At 61.0% G+C, this 18,959-nt stretch carries 18 protein-coding genes; 4 read left to right on the forward strand and 14 right to left on the reverse strand.

All coding sequences use genetic code 11. The features are described 5' to 3' along the window. Positions 1–125: 125 nt before the first annotated feature. The 11 genes from WN982_RS00395 to WN982_RS00445 form a co-directional block, all read right to left on the reverse strand. Positions 126–1,193: an HAD family hydrolase gene (locus WN982_RS00395; protein WP_341313902.1), complete on the reverse strand. Its 1,068-nt coding sequence runs from the start codon at positions 1,191–1,193 to the stop codon at positions 126–128. Between the two features lie 653 nt (positions 1,194–1,846). Further along, positions 1,847–2,584 carry a class I SAM-dependent methyltransferase gene (locus WN982_RS00400; RefSeq protein ID WP_341313903.1) on the reverse strand — a complete coding sequence of 246 codons (738 nt, stop codon included), beginning with the start codon at positions 2,582–2,584 and terminating at the stop codon, positions 1,847–1,849. A 4-nt stretch (positions 2,585–2,588) separates the two neighbouring features. Beyond that, on the reverse strand, positions 2,589–3,374 hold the full coding sequence (locus WN982_RS00405; protein ID WP_341313904.1) for a phytanoyl-CoA dioxygenase family protein: 786 nt from the start codon (positions 3,372–3,374) through the stop codon (positions 2,589–2,591). Between the two features lie 34 nt (positions 3,375–3,408). After that, positions 3,409–3,933: a GNAT family protein gene (locus tag WN982_RS00410; RefSeq protein WP_341313905.1), complete on the reverse strand. Its 525-nt coding sequence runs from the start codon at positions 3,931–3,933 to the stop codon at positions 3,409–3,411. Further along, positions 3,930–4,907: a hypothetical protein gene (locus WN982_RS00415; protein WP_341313906.1), complete on the reverse strand. Its 978-nt coding sequence runs from the start codon at positions 4,905–4,907 to the stop codon at positions 3,930–3,932. The genes WN982_RS00410 and WN982_RS00415 overlap by 4 nt, the downstream gene beginning before the upstream one ends. Beyond that, complete coding sequence (locus WN982_RS00420) at positions 4,904–5,602, reverse strand: WbqC family protein (RefSeq protein WP_341313907.1); 699 nt, start codon at positions 5,600–5,602, stop codon at positions 4,904–4,906. The genes WN982_RS00415 and WN982_RS00420 overlap by 4 nt, the downstream gene beginning before the upstream one ends. A 5-nt stretch (positions 5,603–5,607) precedes the next feature. Continuing rightward, complete coding sequence (gene vioA / locus WN982_RS00425) at positions 5,608–6,753, reverse strand: dTDP-4-amino-4,6-dideoxy-D-glucose aminotransferase VioA (RefSeq protein WP_341313908.1); 1,146 nt, start codon at positions 6,751–6,753, stop codon at positions 5,608–5,610. Beyond that, complete coding sequence (locus WN982_RS00430) at positions 6,750–9,143, reverse strand: tetratricopeptide repeat protein (protein WP_341313909.1); 2,394 nt, start codon at positions 9,141–9,143, stop codon at positions 6,750–6,752. The genes vioA and WN982_RS00430 overlap by 4 nt, the downstream gene beginning before the upstream one ends. A 257-nt stretch (positions 9,144–9,400) precedes the next feature. Beyond that, positions 9,401–9,715, reverse strand: coding sequence for a flagellar protein FliT (locus tag WN982_RS00435; RefSeq protein ID WP_341313910.1), 315 nt, complete (start codon positions 9,713–9,715; stop codon positions 9,401–9,403). Between the two features lie 4 nt (positions 9,716–9,719). After that, a complete protein-coding gene (fliD, locus tag WN982_RS00440; RefSeq protein ID WP_341313911.1) occupies positions 9,720–11,225 on the reverse strand; it encodes a flagellar filament capping protein FliD in 1,506 nt (501 codons plus the stop codon). 151 nt (positions 11,226–11,376) lie between these two features. Continuing rightward, positions 11,377–12,522 (reverse strand): flagellin, encoded by a 1,146-nt coding sequence (locus WN982_RS00445; protein WP_341313912.1) that lies wholly within the window; start codon positions 12,520–12,522, stop codon positions 11,377–11,379. 268 nt (positions 12,523–12,790) lie between these two features. On the opposite strand from WN982_RS00445, the gene WN982_RS00450 reads away from it, so the two are divergent. Both WN982_RS00450 and rpsU read left to right on the forward strand, forming a co-directional pair. Next, complete coding sequence (locus tag WN982_RS00450; protein ID WP_341313913.1) at positions 12,791–13,732, forward strand: aldo/keto reductase; 942 nt, start codon at positions 12,791–12,793, stop codon at positions 13,730–13,732. Positions 13,733–14,089: 357 nt separating this feature from the next. Then, positions 14,090–14,302: a 30S ribosomal protein S21 gene (rpsU, locus tag WN982_RS00455; protein ID WP_006050883.1), complete on the forward strand. Its 213-nt coding sequence runs from the start codon at positions 14,090–14,092 to the stop codon at positions 14,300–14,302. 221 nt (positions 14,303–14,523) lie between these two features. Here rpsU and WN982_RS00460 read toward each other — a convergent pair whose 3' ends face one another. After that, on the reverse strand, positions 14,524–15,120 hold the full coding sequence (locus tag WN982_RS00460; protein ID WP_341313914.1) for a DNA-3-methyladenine glycosylase I: 597 nt from the start codon (positions 15,118–15,120) through the stop codon (positions 14,524–14,526). Positions 15,121–15,260: 140 nt separating this feature from the next. Between WN982_RS00460 and WN982_RS00465 the strand changes: the two genes are divergently transcribed. Continuing rightward, a complete protein-coding gene (locus tag WN982_RS00465; protein WP_341313915.1) occupies positions 15,261–16,142 on the forward strand; it encodes a BadF/BadG/BcrA/BcrD ATPase family protein in 882 nt (293 codons plus the stop codon). Between the two features lie 86 nt (positions 16,143–16,228). Further along, a complete protein-coding gene (locus WN982_RS00470) occupies positions 16,229–17,050 on the forward strand; it encodes a Cof-type HAD-IIB family hydrolase (protein WP_341313916.1) in 822 nt (273 codons plus the stop codon). 92 nt (positions 17,051–17,142) lie between these two features. Here the strand turns inward: WN982_RS00470 and WN982_RS00475 are convergent, their stop codons facing one another. Further along, positions 17,143–17,838: a histidine phosphatase family protein gene (locus tag WN982_RS00475; RefSeq protein ID WP_341313917.1), complete on the reverse strand. Its 696-nt coding sequence runs from the start codon at positions 17,836–17,838 to the stop codon at positions 17,143–17,145. 142 nt (positions 17,839–17,980) lie between these two features. After that, positions 17,981–18,721 (reverse strand): aquaporin Z, encoded by a 741-nt coding sequence (gene aqpZ, locus WN982_RS00480; protein ID WP_341313918.1) that lies wholly within the window; start codon positions 18,719–18,721, stop codon positions 17,981–17,983. Between the last annotated feature and the right edge of the window lie 238 nt (positions 18,722–18,959).

Below are 18,959 nucleotides of genomic sequence, written 5' to 3' on the forward strand. Positions count from 1 at the left end.
GGTGAACAGCAGAAAACACCGTTTCTGGCTCTCCGAAGGCAGGGGTTGCTGGTTCGATCCCAGCCGGGCGCGCCAAATCTGGTCGAGTTTCAACGCGATTTTCCCTTGCCTTTCAGTTCGCCTGCCTAGTTTGCCGGCGCCGCAGCCGAGGCCGCCGCCGTCGCAACATCCGCTTTGAACACCGTATTCCAGTCGTCCTTCATATCGATCACAATCCAGCCTTTCGTGTTGGATTCGTCCAGACCCTTGTCGAGTTTGCCGCTTTTCGACGCGCGGTCGTACGCATATTCCCGCTCCCCGTCCGTGTGATGCAGCAGCGCCGAGAGGCGTGGGCCGTCGCCCGCCGAGGTCCATTCGAGCATCGGCACGTCGCCGTCCGAGTTGCCGAACGCGATCACCGGACGCCTGCCGATCACGCGATCGATGGCGAGCGGCTTGGCCGCGCCATCGACCAGGTTGTCGACCTGCGCGAGGCGAGTCAGCGACGCCGCGCTGCTGGTCTGGCTGTACTTGTACTTGACGGTGCTGCCGATCACCTGCTCGGGCGGAATGCCATACACACGCTTCGCCATGTCGCGGGCGAACTCGACGTCGCCGCCGGTGACCAGATAGGTCTTGAAGCCGTTGGCGCGCAGATAGCCGAGCAACTCGAGCATCGGCTGATACGCAAGGCCGGTGTACGGACGGTTAAAGCGCGGATCGCTCGCGGTGTCGAACCATTCGTGCACGAGCGCGGCGAATTGATCGCTGGTCATGCCGGCGTGCGCGGCTGCCAGCAATTTCATCGAGCCCGCATCGCCGCTCGCCGCGACGGTTTTCAGATTGCCTTTCAGAATCGAGCGGAACGGCTCCTGCCGTTTCCATTCCGGATGCCGCCCGGCGACAGTCTTCACGCGTTGCAGTGCGAACACCATTTGTATCGACGCGGGCTGCTCGGGCCACAACGTGCCGTCGTTATCGAATACGGCGATCCGGTCGGTGCGTGCGATAAAGTCTTTCGATTCGGGCGTCGTCACCAGCGTGACGAAATCGACGACCGAGCGCTTCGTTGCGGTGTCGTTCCATGAAGCAAGCGCGGCGCCCGTCGATGCGCTAGCCGACGATTCGCCCGCGTCGTGGCGCGGCGTAACGGTGCAAGCTGAAAGAACTACAACGGTCAAAGCAATGCAGTATCGGTGCATCGTGCGAATCATGAAAGCCTCATTAATAACAGTGGGTCGTCCTGAAACGAGCGCAAGTCTAATGGCGCACAGCGATTATTGCAGCCCCTGCTGTTGCTTTTATTTCGCGAAACGTTTGCTAGTATTCCGCAAAGAAATCATCGACGTGCATTTTTTATCTCCCGCATGCTTCGTTTGGTGCGGCGTCTCTTGTCCAAGGAGCGTCCATGCAAGCCCTGTATCCGGCTATACCCCCTTCGTAGGCTAACCGCGAGACTTGAAGGGATTGAGCCGCGCATCTTATGCGTTTTGCATACTTTTCCGTCCGCTTGAGGCTTACGAGCCAGGCAAACTCGCTCCGGTGATTAAGTCGATTTAATCGAACAAAAATGTAGCGCCCTTTCTTTGTCTTTATTTGCGTATGCAAAGGGATGGGGTCGCCTATAAAAATATTCCGTTTTTCGCGCAATCGTATGTGTCGTTGCGCGGCATGTCCGACGCCAGGTCAGCGCGAGCGGCTGGCAGCCGGTTCAGCCGAATGCGAATCAGACCCAGCAACTCGATTCGCTAAAGCAGGGTCATAATCTGGGCAATGCTAGGGCGAGTGGGCAGTTTCTGGGGCGTGGGTTTGGCGGGGGTGGTTGGGGGGCGGTTCAGGCGGTGAAGTGGCACCGCCCGCAATCCGATCAGACGCTCGGGCCGCGCTCGCAGATCGCGTATATGCTCGAGCACAGGTCGGGGTAGACGCGTCCCAACTCGAAGCAGCCGTCCAGATACGCCCTGGATATGATGCCGGCCTGTAGCGCGGCGTCGATCTGGAAGTTGGCAAGGCCCTTGAAAAAGATGCCGCCTTCCGTGACCGGGCGGAGCTTCGCCGCTCGCAGATCCGCCCTCAGCGTGTCGATCGAATAGGTCACTCTATGACCGTGCGCCGCCTCCGCCGCCGTTACTGCCGCCGGATGATCGATCAGCCCCATGTTGACGGCGATCTGCCGCGATCCCGCGCGTGCATTCGGTGCGGCCACGAACAGGCGTCCGCCCTCGGACAGCCAGCTAACGATCCGGCTTAACACCTCGACCGGATGATCTAGGTGTTCCAACGTGTGGATCAGGAAAATATTGTCATAGCGCTGCGCCGGCTCGAAGGTCTCGAACGTCGAGTGGTGAAATTTGACCGCGCCGTTCACCTTGCCTGACGCAACCGTGATGCAGTCCGCCGATGCCTCGACCACTTCCAGCGCGTCGAAGCGCTGGGCGACCAGCCGCGTGTAATTGCCCTCAAAGCATCCCAGTTCGAGCGCGTTGCCGCTAGCGAAGAACGGCGCAAATGTCCGAAGCATGTACTCATGCATCAGATAGTCGAAGTCGTAAGCGTAGCGATGTTCGGGATGGTCCTTCGCTTCCGCGTTGTAGTCTCTGCTCATGAAATCAATCCTGTCCACGTTGATAGAAACGCCGTTCGACCGGAACGTAAAACTCGTCGAGCGACTCGGGCACCCGGGCGTTGAAGCCTAGTACCTGGCGCATCCACGCATTACATCGATCGAGACTGCCGTAGCCGAACAGCCGGGCGTAGTCGAGCTGCGGTTTAAAGAAGGGGCTGGTGAAGGTCAATGTCAAAGCGCGCCTTGGCGCGTTGGTGGCATTGCGGCCAGTTGCGTGCCACATCCGCGAATCGAACAGCAACACCGAGCCACGCTCGCCAGTGGCACGCGATGCCTGGGCGTAAAACGTTTCGTCGTCGGGCTGCTTCGCGATGTTTTGCGAGTGCGAAAGGATATGTGTCGCGCCGTTGTCCAGCGTGAAATCGTCGAGCATCACCAACGCATTCAGCATGAAGCGCCGCGTGTCGGAGCCGAAACGGATATCGCGGTGTACGTTCTGCACGTAGGAGCGCGAGTCGCGCTCGTTGATTACGCCGCCGTACGAATTGAGGACAAAGTTGCCGTCGAAGAATCGTTTGAAAACCGGCTCCAGGACTGAGAGCTCCGTCAGCAGTTCGACATAACACTCGCTATCCATCAACAGGTGATGCAAGGTGCCGGCGCTGTTTTCCTGCACGCCATTGCGTTGCCGGATCTCGTCGCGCAACTTGAGGGAGGGGGCTAGTGCCTCGACCAGCGAGTCTATCAAATCGGTGCGAATCAGCTGGGGAAGGATGGTCCAGCCTGCCGTTGCAAGCGCAGTGTCGTGTCGGGCATCAATCGTATTCATGAATGGGGCGAGGCAACGGGAAAGGGTGAATGGCTCAGAACCGATCAGCAGCGAGCATGGCCATCGGAACGACGTCGACGTAGTGCCCGGCTTTGAACGCCGCCTGCCGCATCAGGCCCTCGGCGCGAAAACCCACTTTTTCGTAGAGCGCAATGGCGCGCGCATTGGACGAGAGTACGGTCAACGAAACACGGTGCAGATTGAGGTCGCTGAATGCATGCTCTAGCGTCAAGCGTGTTGCGGCCTCGCCGATCCCCTGGCCGCGCGCCGACTCTGCGCCGATCTGGATCGAGAACTCCGCGCATCGGTTCACCCAGTCGATTCCCAGCAGATACGTCACGCCAATCACTTCCTGAGTAGACGCCAGGCACACCGCGAGACGAACGTTACTCGCGCGGGAACCGAGATAGCTATCGAACCATTTGCCGTCGATCTCGGGGCCCACATGCCGGAAGGCACCGCCGAGAAGACTTACCAGCGCCTGATCGGCGCGCCATGCATTGATGGTCGGAAGGTCGCCGCGTTCGATCTCACGTAGGAATATCTTGTCGTTGATCATCCGAGTCGGTCCAGTAAGCGTTGCACTATCGGCGCCAGATCATCGCGCGTGAGCCGCTGATCGCACGGTAAGAAAAGCGTCGAGGCAGGAAGATCGCGTTCGAACTCCGGCACCCCTTCGGCGGTCTCGACGTCCGGCCAGTAGCCGGGCGTGTAGACGCGTTGCACCCGAAGTGCTTCGCGAAGTCCTGAGGGTGCGCCGAAATAGGGGTAGCAAAGCGGCACGGCACCTTCGCTATGGTGAAACCTGAAGCGGTTGTGGCGCTGCAGCTTCTGGTGCAAGAAGGCAAAGTTCGCCACTCGCCTTGCGCGCACGGCGTCGTAGTCGACGCTCGCGAGCATGCGCTGTGTCAGTCGCGACATCTGCAACGGCTCCTGATTTTTCAGGCTTTCTTCAGCTGCCGCGTAGTCTGCGTAACCTGCCTCCGCATCTTGCGCCAGTCGGCTCAACAGATGCGTGCAGCGTTGTACCGAGGCATGGTCGATCGAATTCGGCATATCAACCGGCTGCTGCGTGATGAGATACCCACCATCCGGCACACCGAGGAATTTGCGCGGTGAGTACAGCGTCGCCAGGCAATCGCGTGGCTGCGCGAACAATGCCTGGGCATTGTCGATCACGACGCGCTCGCGCGGAAACCGGTTGAGCACGTCGTCGACCTGGCGCTCGCACAGGCCAAAGTAATTCACGTAGACAAGCCACTCACCCTGCGCGAGGTCGACGGATTGCACGCGCAAATCCGAGTCGAGCCGATAGCGTTTGACCGGTGTGCCGGCCATGCGCAGCGGCTCGATCATGGCATCGCAGATGTACCAGGGTATCCAGACAGCCGTGGGGCGCAGCGAGCGAAGCATGGCTAAGAACGCTGCTCGCGACGACTGAAAACACAGCGCGCCGTCGTGAAGGGGCGACCCGGCCTGTGGCAGTTCCAGCTCGAAATATCCGCCGATTGCACGCGACTCGTCGGCGTTCATGCGGTCACCTGCACGCAAAGCATGTCTCTAACGCAGTCTTTGCTGTTGAACATCAGCACGTCGAGAATCGATAAAGCCGGGTGGAATGCATCGTCGAATTGCGAGTACGGACAGAGGTTTGGCTCGATGAAGGCGAGCTCGACGCCGCGCGCAGAGAACGCTTTGCTGTCGTAAAGTGCCCGGCCGCCCGGCAGGTTCAGATAGATGCGCGCTTGCTCCTTCGCGCAGATGTCGATCACCCGGGCCGCGCCTTTGAGTTGCGCATTGCTGTATGTTGCCGAGGTAGCGACGAACTCGGTGTCGATCTCCAGGTACTTACAGATTTCCACGACGGTGTGCGACGCAAGCAGCGAGATATGCTCAAAAGGCGCCGACAGAATCTGCTGGACCAGTTCACTGATACGTAGATAGTGGGGCGCTTTCGCATACGCGTGGCGAATCGATTCGAGCAGCTTACGGAGCCAATGCTCGCGCGGCTGGATCAATACCTCGTTGATCTTAAGCGAAGGGCTTGCTCCGGCAAGCGGCACAGTCACATACCGGACCTCTGAGCCCAGCAACATTCGGTTGCGGTTGATCCAGCCGTTCTTGATAAAGTTCACGTCGTCGTAAAAGACGAACTTGTCGACTGCGGCCGCCAGCTGGAAATATCCGATATACGGAAACAAGTAGGGCTGCATGATCGCGAGCTTCATGACGGTCAGCAATCCGCGATGAGTCCGATGATGCGATCGAGCATGTTGTCCGTCAGCGCCGGGAAAATCGGCAGACACAACACCTGCTGCGCGGCGGCATGCGCGACCGGCAGGTTTTCGCGGCGCGCGGACGGCAGGCCACGATAGATCGGAAAGTCCGAGATCAGCGGGTAGAAATAGCGGCGTGCGTAGATGTCGTGGTCCCGAAATTTCTGATACAGCGCGTCACGGCTGATCGGATATTCCGGACCGACGAGAATCGGAAAGTACGAGTGGTTCGCCACTTTTTCGCCCGCTTTCGGCAGGCAACGGATGCCTGGCACGTCGCGCAGCCGTTCGCGATAGATCGCGTCGATCTGCGCGCGCCGTGCCAGCGCTTCGTCAATATGCTGCAATTGCAACAGCCCGAATGCCGCGTTGATTTCGCTCATCTTGCCGTTGATGCCGGACGCAACCACTGTCACTTCGTCGACAAAACCGAAGTTCTTCAGATGATCGATGCGCTGCTTCGTCTTCGCGTCCTGGCAGATGATCGCGCCGCCTTCGAATGTGTTGAAGACCTTGGTCGCGTGAAAGCTCAGCACTGCGAGGTCGCCGTGTTCGAGTACGCTGCCGGCTTCGGTTTGCACGCCGAAAGCATGTGCCGCGTCGTAAATCACCTTCAGGTTGTAGTTATCCGCGATCTTCTGGATCGCTTCGACGTCGCATGGCTTACCGTAGCAATGCACCGGCATGATCGCGGTGGTTTGCGGCGTAATCGCCGCCTCGATCTTGGCAGGGTCGAGGTTCAGCGTCGTCGGATCGACATCGACGAATACGGGCTTGATACCGTTCCAGACCAGCGAGTGCGCAGTCGCAACGAACGAATATGGCGTCGTGATCACTTCACCGGTCACGCGCAGCGCCTGTAGCGCGGTGAGCAGCGCCAGCGTGCCGTTGGTGAACAGCGCCAGATGGCGCACGCCGAGGTACTTGCACAGGGCCGCTTCGAACTGTTGGTGAAACGGGCCACCATTGGTCAGGACTTTGCTATCCCAGATCTGCCGAAGATAAGGAATGAATTCTTCGAGCGGCGCGAGATGCGGCTGGGTGACGTAGATGCGCTCATCGGTCTGCGACTCGACGGCGCCAAGCGGTAAGGCTGCGTTCACTTGTTTTCCCCTGTTTCGGAGGGTGCGGTCGCATCGGCTGCGCCGCCAGTAGCGTCCTCTGCCGACACGCCGAAGGCAATGGCCGGTTGGCCGTCGCACCAGCGTTGCCACATGATCCGCAAGGCGCGCGACAGGCCCGCGGCCACCACCTCGGGCCGGAATGCCGCCGATGCCAGGCAGCGCTCGCGCAAGCCGGTCCGAAGCGCCGCGAGCGCAGCAATGTCGGAGGACAGCGCGACGCCTTTAGCGACGAAGTCTGCCTTATCCGTTGCAAGGAAATCTTGCAGTCCGACGTGGGACATCCAGGTCGCGCCGGCTCGGCTCGGCAGTGTGTCGCCGGCGATCGTCAGTGTCGGCACGCCCATCCACAGCGAGTTCAGGACCGTGGTCGAACCCGTGTACGGGAACGTATCGAGGCAGATATCGACGTGGAAATGCTGTTGCAGGTAGACCGGAATTATCGTGCGCGGGCGGAACGTCAAGCGGTCGCGCGTGATGCCTTCCTTGGCGAACCAGTCGGTGAACACCTTTTCATCTTCAGGCGTGGTAATCGAGCCGACCAGCATCCGCGACGATGGCACCGCGCGCAGCAGTTCCGCCCACAACGCGATCACGTCGGGGCGCAGCTTATTGAGGCGGTTGAAACTGCCAAACGTGATATAGCCGTTGTGCATGGCCGGCAGAATGTTGACCGGCGGTGAGTTTTTCTCAGGCTGGAATGCGGCGCTCGACGGCAGATGGACGATCTTTTCCGTGAACTGGCGTTCGATCAGTCCAAACGGCACCGCGAATTGGTCCGCGAAGTAGTAGTCCATCGCGCTCAGGCCGCTGGTTGCCGGGTAGCCTATCCAGCTCACTTGAACCGGGGCCGGTTTGCGGGCGAACGTCAGAAGGCGGTTCCGGCCGGTGTGACCCGACAGGTCGAACAGAATGTCGATCCGATCATCGCGGATCCGGTTGGCCAGTTGCGCGTCCGGCAGACCGGTGATCTGCTGCCACTGAGTCGCGAACCCGCGCATGACCTCCGTCCGGTCGTCTTCGAGGTTGTGGTTGTTGTATACATGAAGGGACAGACTCGCATCCTTCGCGAGGTGCTCCATGATCGGCATCAGGTAAGACGACACCGCGTGCCGGAACAGGTCGCCGGATACGAGGCCGATTTTCAGCTGACGCGTCGGGTTGCGGTTGTTCGCGTGATGTGGCCACTGCGCGCGCACCGGCGCTTCGTGGGTTTCGGCGAATTTGAGGTGCTCGGTCAGCAACGTCTCGGGTTCGATCTCGGGATTGTGCGTCAATGTGAATAGAAGGTTGTTGTGCGAGACCTGGTCCGTCGGGGTGACTTCGAGCGCCCGGCGGAAGCACTGCTCGGCTTCCTGCACAAATCCCAGATCGAGCAGCAGTACCCCGAGGGAGCTATGCACGATGGACAAATCCGGCGTCAGTTCAACTGCACGGCGGCTATGGGCGACTCCATCAGAGACACGGCCTTGCGCCACCAGCGTCATGCCAAGAATACGATGCCCTTCTGCGTGCTCCGGGTTGATAGCGATCATGGCTCGGCATACCTGTTCGGCCTCGGCATATCGAGACCTGAGGCGTAGCGTATCGGCCAGCAACATCTGACATTCCAGGTCATCCGGCAGTAATTCGGCGGCTTTACGCAACGGCTCCACTGCATCGCCGTATTGACCGTGACGGTGCAGCGCGATGCCTAGCCAGCGCCAGGCAAAATTGTCCGTGGGATAACGCTGCGTGAGCGTGCGTGTATGCTTGATTGCTTCCACGACGCGACCGCTGTTATACAGTGATGTCAAACGACTTCTGTCCTGCGGAGTGACCTTGCGTCGTGCGGTGATGCTGGTCTTGCCGGTTTCCACCGCGTATTCCCCGAGTGCAGCCGGAGGTTCTGTGCCTGTTTGTTCGTTTACTGGTGGTGTCGTGGAATCCACAGGCACGGCGAACGTCTGAATAACGCTCTCCGGACTCGCCATTCGGGCGATCAGGCCGTCAACCGCCTGCCCGTTGAGACCTTGCTGCTGCCCCATTTCAAGCGCAAGCCAAGCGGCGGGCGTCTGGCCGGCGTCGATCAGCGCGTTGATATAGGCGACCCAGTATTGACCGTTGTGTGGCGCAATACCGAGCACCAGTTCGAAGTGCGGCAGCGCCTCGGCTGGCCGTGAGGTTTGTACGCGCAGCACACCGAGGTTGTAGTTCACGTCCGGATGCGCGGGCTTCGCTTCAAGGATCGCCTGGTACAGCGCTTCGGCGTCGTCGAGTTCCCCCTTGTGATGGTGCTCCAGCGCGGTTTGCAAAACGAGCGCAATGTCTTGCTCGAGTTGTTGTTCGGGCGTCAAGGGCTCAGCGGTCGGCTGGTCGTACAGGAGAGTCATGGTCTCAGCACAAAATGGTCTATGAGGGAAATTGTGCGACGAGGCATGGCTTTCCGATGCGCGGAGATGACGGTAAAAAAGCCGCCTGTTTGGCGTATGGGCAGGGGGAGCGGAAAGCCGGACGGCAAGAAAAAAGCCCGCACGAGGCGGGCTGAGGGAACGAGCGCACTTGGCTTCAGCGCGTGGTTCTTATTGTCTGGTCATGCGGCTCGGTCCAGTTTTTCTGCCAGGCAGCAGCGGCCGGGCTTTGACGCCGGTTACAGGCGTGCGACACGCTGATATTCGCCGGCGGCCCTGGTGCGCCCGATCGCCACCTCGAACTCAATGTGCAGTTCGTTTTGGGTGGTTTGCGCATCGGCGAGAAGCGCCTCATCGATCGCCTGGATCCGGCGGATCATGTCGAGCGCGGCCGGCTCCTGATTCGCGGTCAGCGACATCAGCAGCGGCGAGCGCGCTTCGGTCAGTCGCGCCGCTTCCGGCCAGTCGGCAAGCGAGGCCGCCTGCTCGATCGCGTGGGTCATCGACAGCAGACGTTCGACCAACTCCGTCTGGGTCATTTCGGTCGCGTTCATTTATTTAGGCCTTGTTGGTGGCCAAGGCTCCGGCGCTGTTGGTGCCGCCGAACAGGGCGGTCAGGTACTGCGAGTTGTTGTTCATCGTCGCCATCAACGTGTTCAGCGCGGTGAATTGCGCCTGATACTGGTTCGTCAATTGCGTCGTGTAGGTGGCGAGCGAGGTTTGCTGCGCGGTGATGCTCTTCAGATCGGCGTTCAGCGCGGTGTTGCGCGTATCGATGATGCCGCCGGTCTGGGTGAAGGTGGTGATGCTTTTGTTCAGCTGCGCGGCAATGCCGTTGGTCGAGTTGAACAGCGAGGCGATCGTCGCCGGGCTGCTGGTCAGCGCGGTGGTGAGCTTGCTGCTGTCGACCACCAGCGTGCCGTCCGCCGGGCTGTCCTTCAGCGTAATGCCGATCGACGCCAGCGTGGTGCCCGAGCTGCCCGAGCCGACGGCGCCGCCGACGATCGTGGCCAGCGTGTTCTTGATCGTCTGCAGCGTCGAATCGCCCAGCAGCGGGCCTTGCGAGCTGGACCCCGCGGTGTACGACGAGAGCGAGGCCATCGTCGTGACGACGGTGTTGTAGAGGCTGACGAAATTGGTGATCGCGGTATTCTGCGACGTGGTGTCCTGCGAAACGGTCAGCGTCTGCGTAGTGCCTGCCGAAGCTGCCGTCAGGTTCATCGTGACGCCCGAAATCGCGGTTGTGACGGCGTTGCTCGAGCTGCTCGCCGCGATCCCGCCGACCGTGAACTGCGCGTCCTGGGCCGACGCGCTTTGCGTCCAGGCCTTGGAAGTGTTCGACGAGACGATCGACGATGCGCCGCCGGTGGTGCTCGCCGTCGAGGTCACGCCGAGGCTCGACAGGCCGTTGTCGGTCGTGACGTTGCTGGTCGAAACATTGATGACGTTGGCCGCACCCGTGCTCGCCGAGCGCAGCACGAGGTGGGCGCCGTCCGTGCCGTTCACGATGGTTGCTGTGACGCCGGGGTTGCTGCTGCTGGCGTTGATCGCCGAGGCAATGCCGGCGAGCGTGTTGTTGGTGCTGTTGACGTTGACGTTCATCGACTTGCCGCCGAGCGAGATCGTCAGCGTGCCGGTGCCCAGTTGCGTCGTGGCGCCGAACGCCGCCGATGACAAAGCCTGCGAGCTGGCGATCTGCGTCACCGCGACCGAATAGCTGCCCGCTGCCGCGCCTGCGCCCGCCGTTGCCGTCAGGCCGGTGCCGCTCGCGGTTGCCGCGAAAGTCGACAGCGTGGTGCCGTTGGCGAGGTTCGTGAGGCCCGATTGCAACGCGCTCAGCGCGGAGCTCAGAGCGCCGTACGCGGAGAGCGTGGTGTTGTCTTTGGTTTGTTGCGCCGTCAGAGCCGCCGTTTGCCCTGCGGTCTTCGCGTTCACGAGTGCCGAAACGAGCGTCGACACATCCATCGACGAGTTGCCGGTCGAGCCACTGATAATCGACTGAGCGGCCGATTGCAGCGCAGCATTGGCGCTTGCAGTAGAAGACGTGGTTGAGATCGAGGACATGCAAAGGCTCCGGGCGTCGAGGAATCTGTGTTGGTGTGGCGCGATGCTACATCACTACGGAACGGAAATGCACAGCGGGAGGCATGCCTCCCGTTGCTTGAAACCCGGCGCTGCGCCGCGCTTGCGCGCAGCGCCGTTACTGCGTCAGCTCTTATTGCAGGAGCTTCAGAACTTGCTGCGGGTTCGAGTTGGCTTGCGCCAGCACCGAGATACCAGCTTGTTGCAGCACTTGCGCCTTGCTCAGGTTCGCCGTTTCTTGTGCGAAGTTGGCGTCCGTGATTTGCGATTGTGCCGACGACAGGTCGGTCGATTCAGCTTGCTGCGACGTCGCGATCGCCGTGAAGCGGTTTTGTGCGGCACCGAGCGATGCTTGCAGGTTGTTCACGGTTTGCAGTGCATTGTCGACGGAGACCATCGCTTGGTTTGCGCCGGTGACCGTGCTGATGTCCAGGCCCGAAACCGTCGGCGGGGCGTTGATCGCGTTGATCTGCGCAACTGCGGCGGTCTGGGCTGCGGAGGCGGCTCCAGGCGAGAGTGCACCGGCGCTGAGTGCCAGCGTGGTGATGGCGGTGCCGGTGCCTGCCTGCGTGCCCGTGCTGAAAATCGCGGCTGCGACAGTCGCGGCGATAGCCTGGTTGTTTTGATCGGTGAAGGTATAGCCACCCTTGCCGTCCGACAGTACGTTGACCGACGTGATCGCCGGGCTAGCAGCCGATGTATAAACACCAGTCGAATCGAGACTCACTGCGACCGTGCCGACCGTCGCGCCCGTCTGCACCAGGCCACCACCGATCTTCGCAGCCGACATCGACTGGCTCAGGTTCAGGCTGACCGTTTGACCGACGTTCGCACCGACCTGGAACGAGATGCTGCCTGCCGAGCCGTCCAGAATGTTCGTGCCGTTGAACGTCGTTTGCGACGCGATACGGTTCACTTCCGAGATCTGCGCCGAAACTTCCTTCTGCAGTGCTGCCTGGTCGCTCGACGACAGCGCACCGGTCGATGCTTGCACGGCCAGTTGGCGGATACGTTGCAGGCTGGAGGTCAGCGAGGACAGTGCGCTCGATGCGGTTTGAATCATCGACACGCCGTTGTTCGCATTCGACACGCCCTGGTTCAGGCCGTTGATCTGCGTTTGCATACGCGTCGAGATCGCCAGACCTGCTGCGTCGTCAGATGCGTTGTTGATGCGCTTGCCCGACGACAGGCGGGTGATCGCTTGCGAGAGGGCGCTTTGCGAGCCACTAAGGTTTTCCTGTGCAACCAGCGAGTTGATGTTGCTATTGATTCCGAGCATTGAAAATCTCCTAAATAAGCCTTGAGCCCAATACGCCACGATGGCATCGGCGGAAGCACTCGTTCATTGCTGGCCGCCTCAGTGAAGGTTGACGGCGTCCCTAAAAAAAACTTGAGGGACTTTCTGCAATTGCGACCTAATTGTTTTTCAGACCGGCTGACGCGGCGAGCGTCTGGAAGTGGCTTCCAGCCTTGTTCGGTAGATGCACTGCAGGTGTCGAAAAGCTGGCGTATTCTCTTTTTCTCTTGTGACAAACCCCGGAGAAATCATGCATAAGCGCAGGATTGGACGTTCCGAATTAGAGGTTGCGCCGCTTATGTTCGGCGGCAATGTATTCGGCTGGACCGCCGACGAAGCCACCTCGTTTTCGATTCTGGATGCGTTTGTCGATGCCGGTCTCGACTTTATCGATACTGCCGACGTCTATTCCGCGTGGGTGCCGGGCAACCAGGGCGGCGAGTCGGAAACCATCATCGGCAAGTGGTTTCGGCGGAGCGGCAAGCGCGACAAGATCGTGCTCGCCACCAAAGTCTCCAAACACCCGCAGCGCAAGGGCTTGTCGTCGGCCAACATCCAGGCAGCCGTCGAAGATTCGTTGCGGCGCTTGCAAACCGATTACATCGACGTCTATTTCTCCCACGACGACGACACTGAAACGCCTCTGACCGAGACGCTCGGCGCCTATCAAAAGCTGATCGATGCGGGCAAGGTGCGGGTGATCGGCGCGTCGAACTACAGCGGCGCACGGGTGGAGGAGGCGCTTGCCGTGTCCCGCCAGCATGGCCTGCCCGAATATCGGCTGCTGCAACCGGAATACAACCTGTACGACCGGGCGGAATATGAAAGCGAAATCGAGCCGGTGGCGCTCGCCAATCAGCTCGGCGTGGTGGTGTATTACAGCCTTGCAAGCGGCTTTCTGTCCGGCAAGTACCGCTCGCCGGCAGATCTGGCCAACAAGGCGCGCGGCAGCCGGGTTGAGAAGTATCTGAACGAGCGCGGCCTGCGGATTCTGGGCGCGCTCGACCGGGTCGCCGAGCGGCACGGCAGCACGCCGGCCACGGTCGCATTGGCGTGGCTGATCGCGCGGCCGAGCGTAACGGCCCCAATTGCCAGCGCCACCTCGGTCGAACAGCTCAAAAGCCTCGCCGCCGCCGTCCATCTGATGCTGAGCGGCGCCGATATCCGCGAACTGGACGAGGCGAGCGCCTGATTATGCAAGTGACCTGGCGCAATCGCTAAACCCCTGGTAGGATGGAGAGTTTCCTGATATCATCAGGAGTGAATTGAGATCTTTGCCTGTTTCGTCAATGTTTTTCATTGATGAAAGGTTGGCGAAACGGCAGCAGACGCGGTTTTGCATTACGTCTGTCCGCGTTGCGCGGTGAACTCCCCACCTCTCTTTTCCGGCCTCCGTGGCCGCTTTGCCTCTCGTTTCATTCGTGGTTTGGCCGGGTTCTGCCCGCGTTTGCCTGTTACTGGCCATGAATCGGAACGACCGGAGGGCCGGCGCGTGAGCGATTTCCCGCCACGCAATTAACCCGTATCAAGTGATTGAGTTAGGAATTACATGACGACGATTCTTCTGAAGGAAAACGAGCCGTTCGAAGTGGCGATTCGCCGCTTTCGTCGCGCAATCGAAAAGAACGGCCTGATCGCTGAACTGCGTGAGCGCCAATCGTACGAAAAGCCGACAACGGCACGTAAGCGCAAGAAGGCTGCTGCTGTAAAGCGCCTGCACAAGCGCCTGCGCAGCCAGATGCTGCCGAAAAAGCTGCACTAAGCACGTTTTTTCTGCACGGCCGAACGGCGGTGTGAGCTTCGAAAGAAGCCACATCGCCGTTTTGCTTTTGGGGCGCGGATTTGATGCGCGGCGGGCGCATGACAGCCCTTGCCGCTTCCCGCGCAGCCTTGTCGCGTAAGGCGAACGCCGCTCGGGCGTTTCCCGGAGTCTCCAGCCTTTGTTAGACGTGCGGCACTAAGCGGGCCGGCAGTGTTGCCGCATCAGCCGGCTTTCCGATTGCGTCCCTTCTTGCCGAGCGCCGCGCATCGCGCGCGGCACATGCAGTTCGTTTCGTGATCGTTCACCATGCCGACCGCCTGCATGAACGCGTAGCAGATCGTAGAGCCGACGAATTTGCAGCCGTAGCGCTTCAGCGCCTTGCTGAGCGCGTCCGAGACCTCGGTCGATGCCGGCGCCTGTTTGTACGAGGCCCAATCGTTCTGGATCGGCGTCTGATCGACGAACGACCACACGAAGTTGGCGAGCGAACCGTGCTCCGCCTGAATCTGCTGCACGGCGCGTGCGTTGTTGATGGCGGCTTCGATCTTGCCGCGGTGACGCACGATACTTTCGTCCAGCACGAGCGCATCGACTTGCCTGGGCGTGAAGCGCGCCACCTTGTCGATATCGAAGTCGGCAAATGCGCGGCGATAGCCGGCCCGCTTGTTGAGAATCGTCGACCATGACAGGCCGGCCTGCGCGCCTTCCAGCACGAGCATCTCGAACAGATGTTGGTCGTCGCGCGAGGGCACGCCCCACTCGGTGTCGTGGTAGTGTACGAGCGCTTCGCTCGACGCCCAGTTGCATCGCTGTGTCACTTTCGCGCTCCTGCGTTGTCATGTCGCCCGCCAGCATAGCGGAACGCCTGCGCGCTGCAAGCCGGCCGTTCAGCCGATTGCCGAATTGAAATCGACCTGCCACGCTATGCGTTATTCACGACCTGAATTCACTCGATTCGATGACTACAGATTTCTTTCTGCTCGGCATTGACGGCGGCGGCAGCGGCACACGCGTCGTGCTCGGCGACGCGCAAGGCCGCGAACTGGCGCAGGCGGCGAGCGGGCCGTCAGGCTTGGGCCTTGGCGTAGAACGCGCATGGCAGGCCATTCAGGCAGGCTGCCACGAGGCGTTTGTACGCGCCGGCGTGACGCTGGACTGGTCGCGTTGCGTACTCGGTTGCGGGCTCGCGGGCGTCAACAACCGCGACTGGCTGGCAGCATTCCGCGTGCTGGCGCCCGGGGTGGCCGGACTCGCAATTGAAAGCGATGCCTACACCACGTTGCTCGGTGCGCACGGCGGCGCGCCCGGCGTGGTCGTCGCGCTCGGTACCGGCAGCGTGGCGGCGGCGCTCGACGGCGACGGCGCATGCCGCACCGTCAGCGGTTACGGTTATCCGTCGGGCGACGAAGCGAGCGGCGCCTGGCTCGGCCTGCGGGCCATTGCGCACGCACAACAGGCGCTCGATGGACGGGGGCCCAACGACGATCTGGCGCAGGCGCTGCTCATCCACGTCGGCGCGCGTGACCGCGACAGTCTCGTCGTGTGGCTTTGCGAGGCTAACCAGACCGCTTATGCGAGGCTCGCGCCGATTGTCATCGCGCATCGCACGCATCCGTTTGCAGCGCGTTTGCTCGGCGAGGCCGGTGCAGAGGTGGGCAAGATGATTGCGGCGCTCGACCCCTCGGCGAGCCTGCCAGTCGCGCTGTGCGGCGGCCTCGGCGCGCCGTTGCGCGAGTATGTGCCGCAGGTCTATCAGGCCCGTCTACGGGAGCCGCTGGCCGACTCGGCGCACGGCGGATTGCAACTGGCGCAACGCGAAGCCGCCCGCATCGCCGGCTGAGAATGGCGTGGTGGCCGGCAGCAGCCTGCGGATGTGGCGGGCAACGGTAAAATGCGTTCTTTGAACGCTGCCCGGCTGCTCACACTATGTATAAAGTCATCGCCACGGATCTCGACGGCACGCTGCTCAACGCCGATCACCAGGTGGACCCGTTCACGATCTCCACCGTGCGCAAGCTGGAAGCCGATGGACTGCACTTCGTGATCGCCACAGGCCGCCACTATTGCGACGTCGCGGGCATTCGCGACCTGCTGGGCATCAGTCCGTATCTGATTACGTCGAACGGCGCGCGTATCCACGCACCGGACAACACGGTGATCCATGCGGACGATCTGCCGCCTGCCATCGTGCAGCGCCTGGTGCAGCCGGAAATCGCGGGCGAGCATGGCCGCGTGATCGTCAACCTGTTCGCCGACCAGGCGTGGTTGATCGATCGCGATGCGCCGGACCTGTTGAAGTTTCATCAGGATTCCGGCTTCACCTACGAGGTAACCGATCTGCCCAGGCACGACGGCGTCGACATTGCGAAGGCTCTGTATATCGGTGAGCCCGACGATCTCGCGCAGGTCGCGGCAAATCTGGCGCGCGAATTCGGCGACGCGCTCTATGTCACCTATTCGTTGCCGGATTGCCTGGAAGTGATGACGTCGAACGTCTCGAAAGGGCGAGCTTTGCAGATCGTGCTCGAACGCCTTGGCGTCGATGCGTCGCGCTGCGTAGCGTTCGGCGACAACATGAACGATATCGACCTGCTGGAAACGGCCGGTCATCCGTTCATGATGAACAACGCCAATCCCGACCTCATGACACGCTTGCCGAACGTGCCGCGCATCGGCAATAACTTCGAAGCAGGCGTCGCGCATCATCTGCGCAAACTTTTCTCGCTCGATGACGAATTGATGTCGTGAAACGGAATCGCCCCGAATCCACTTTCGCGGACACGGGCCGGTTTTTCGTTTGAGCCTCCGGTCGAAGGCCGCTTTAAATCTTAATTACCCGATTAGTCTGCCGTGCCGGCGGAAGCGCCCGCGGCCGCCGCCGATCGAGCGCCGGGCAGCGCCGCACAAGGACAATCGGCGATGCGGCCGTCCAATCCCTGGTGATCGTGCTTGAAGCTGGCGCGCGCCGTGCCGTTTTGCCAGTCGAGGCGAACGACATAAATACTGTCGAAGTCGTCGCTTTGCCAGTTGGGGACGTCGGCGGCACTCCCGCCGTGCGCGCTCAGCATCTGGCGCAGCAACTTCACAATCAGCTTGTGTTCCCAGGCAACGACAATCAGCTTGTCGCGATTGGCGGGATTGGCGAGCGAGGTGCCGAGCTGGTCGATCTGGGCAAAGCCGTACGGCGTTTGCACCGGCATCTCGAATTGGATGGCAGTCGGCTCGATGGTCGCCAGTGGCCGGACATAATAATAAGAATGACCGCTGTCGTCCTTTTGCTGGCTGGGATCTGGCGCGTAGATCGCGTCGGGCTTGCCGAACTTGGCCGCGATCACCGCCGGCAGCGCAAGCGCACGATTGAGCCCCTGGCAATTAAGTTGGCCCAAGCCCTGCGCGGGTTTCTCGCCGTGGCGCACGAACACGAGCGTTTCTATATTGCCGTCGGCTGCATGCGCGGCCGGTGGCGCCAATACGCCGATGCAGAAGCTGCCGAGGGAAAGTGCAACGCCATGCAGGAATCCGCGGAAACGGTTCATCGGTAGGACCTGTGCGAGTCGGGGGAAGTCGCACGATTCTAGCAGCGGGCACGAGCGGCTATTGCGCGGCTCACCTTGTTCGCACCAAAACAAGGCGGGCGCCGTTGCGCCCGCTTGACTGCAAGGATAAGCGCCGCGCCTATCAGTCGAGAGCCAGTTCCTTCGAATCGGCGCGACGGCCTCCGGCGAGCGCGGGATACAGCACGCCCGCGATCACTGCGCCAATGATCGGCGCGACCCAGAACATCCACAGTTGATCCACCGCTGCGCCGCCGACGAACAGGGCCGGGCCGGTCGAGCGCGCCGGATTGACCGACGTATTCGTAACCGGAATCGAGATCAGGTGAATCAGCGTGAGACACAGGCCGATTGCGATCGGCGCGAAACCGGCCGGTGCGCGCTTGTCAGTCGCACCGAGGATGACGAACAGGAAGAAGCCTGTCATCACCACTTCGCAAATGAACGCGGCGGCAAGCGAGTAATGACCCGGCGAGCGCTCGCCATAGCCGTTGCTGGCGAAGCCGCTTGCAACGAGGTCGAAGCCCGGCTTGCCCGACGCGATCAGGGACAGCACCAGCGCCCCGAGTACCGCGCCGATCACTTGCGCGACGATATACGGCATCAGATCGCGCGCCGGAAAGCGTCCGGCGACGGTCAGGCCGACGCTCACCGCCGGATTCAGGTGGCAGCCGGAGATGTGGCCGATCGCGTAAGCCATTGTCAGGACGGTCAAGCCGAATGCGAGCGAGACGCCGACGAAGCCGATACCGAGCCCGTGGACCGGACCGGCGAAATTAGCGGCGAGGACGGCGCTGCCGCAGCCTCCGAGCACGAGCCAGAAGGTGCCGAACAGTTCGGCAGCGAGGCGCTTTGACAACTGCATGATTGGTGATCCTAAAAAGTTCGACGCTCTGAATAGCATGCATGGCCGAGCGCGGCTGCATGCCTTTGAGCGCGCAATTCTAGACAATGGCCGGCAAATCGAGTGTCAAGAATTGTCAAGGTGGAGTCCGCTTTACCTATTATTTTGCGATAAAGATGCCATTTAACAATTCATCGACACTTAATAATTATCAGAGGATATCTGGCTAAATCGGTATTATTGGCCATTGCGAATTTTT

Origin of the sequence: Paraburkholderia sp. IMGN_8 (assembly GCF_038050405.1) — a bacterium.
Taxonomy (GTDB): Bacteria; Pseudomonadota; Gammaproteobacteria; order Burkholderiales; family Burkholderiaceae; genus Paraburkholderia.

Excerpts from the sequence above, each read along its gene's own strand:
- WN982_RS00450 (WP_341313913.1), top strand. The coding sequence starts at position 12,791 with ATGCATAAGCGCAGGATTGGACGTTCCGAATTAGAGGTTGCGCCGCTT.
- WN982_RS00415 (WP_341313906.1), bottom strand. The coding sequence starts at position 4,907 with ATGAACGCCGACGAGTCGCGTGCAATCGGCGGATATTTCGAGCTGGAA.
- rpsU (WP_006050883.1), top strand. The coding sequence starts at position 14,090 with ATGACGACGATTCTTCTGAAGGAAAACGAGCCGTTCGAAGTGGCGATT.
- WN982_RS00395 (WP_341313902.1), bottom strand. The coding sequence starts at position 1,193 with ATGATTCGCACGATGCACCGATACTGCATTGCTTTGACCGTTGTAGTT.
- WN982_RS00465 (WP_341313915.1), top strand. The coding sequence starts at position 15,261 with ATGACTACAGATTTCTTTCTGCTCGGCATTGACGGCGGCGGCAGCGGC.
- WN982_RS00475 (WP_341313917.1), bottom strand. The coding sequence starts at position 17,838 with ATGAACCGTTTCCGCGGATTCCTGCATGGCGTTGCACTTTCCCTCGGC.
- WN982_RS00405 (WP_341313904.1), bottom strand. The coding sequence starts at position 3,374 with ATGAATACGATTGATGCCCGACACGACACTGCGCTTGCAACGGCAGGC.
- aqpZ (WP_341313918.1), bottom strand. The coding sequence starts at position 18,721 with ATGCAGTTGTCAAAGCGCCTCGCTGCCGAACTGTTCGGCACCTTCTGG.
- WN982_RS00445 (WP_341313912.1), bottom strand. The coding sequence starts at position 12,522 with ATGCTCGGAATCAATAGCAACATCAACTCGCTGGTTGCACAGGAAAAC.
- WN982_RS00430 (WP_341313909.1), bottom strand. The coding sequence starts at position 9,143 with ATGACTCTCCTGTACGACCAGCCGACCGCTGAGCCCTTGACGCCCGAA.
- WN982_RS00410 (WP_341313905.1), bottom strand. The coding sequence starts at position 3,933 with ATGATCAACGACAAGATATTCCTACGTGAGATCGAACGCGGCGACCTT.
- fliD (WP_341313911.1), bottom strand. The coding sequence starts at position 11,225 with ATGTCCTCGATCTCAACCACGTCTTCTACTGCAAGCGCCAATGCTGCG.
- WN982_RS00435 (WP_341313910.1), bottom strand. The coding sequence starts at position 9,715 with ATGAACGCGACCGAAATGACCCAGACGGAGTTGGTCGAACGTCTGCTG.
- WN982_RS00400 (WP_341313903.1), bottom strand. The coding sequence starts at position 2,584 with ATGAGCAGAGACTACAACGCGGAAGCGAAGGACCATCCCGAACATCGC.
- WN982_RS00470 (WP_341313916.1), top strand. The coding sequence starts at position 16,229 with ATGTATAAAGTCATCGCCACGGATCTCGACGGCACGCTGCTCAACGCC.
- WN982_RS00420 (WP_341313907.1), bottom strand. The coding sequence starts at position 5,602 with ATGAAGCTCGCGATCATGCAGCCCTACTTGTTTCCGTATATCGGATAT.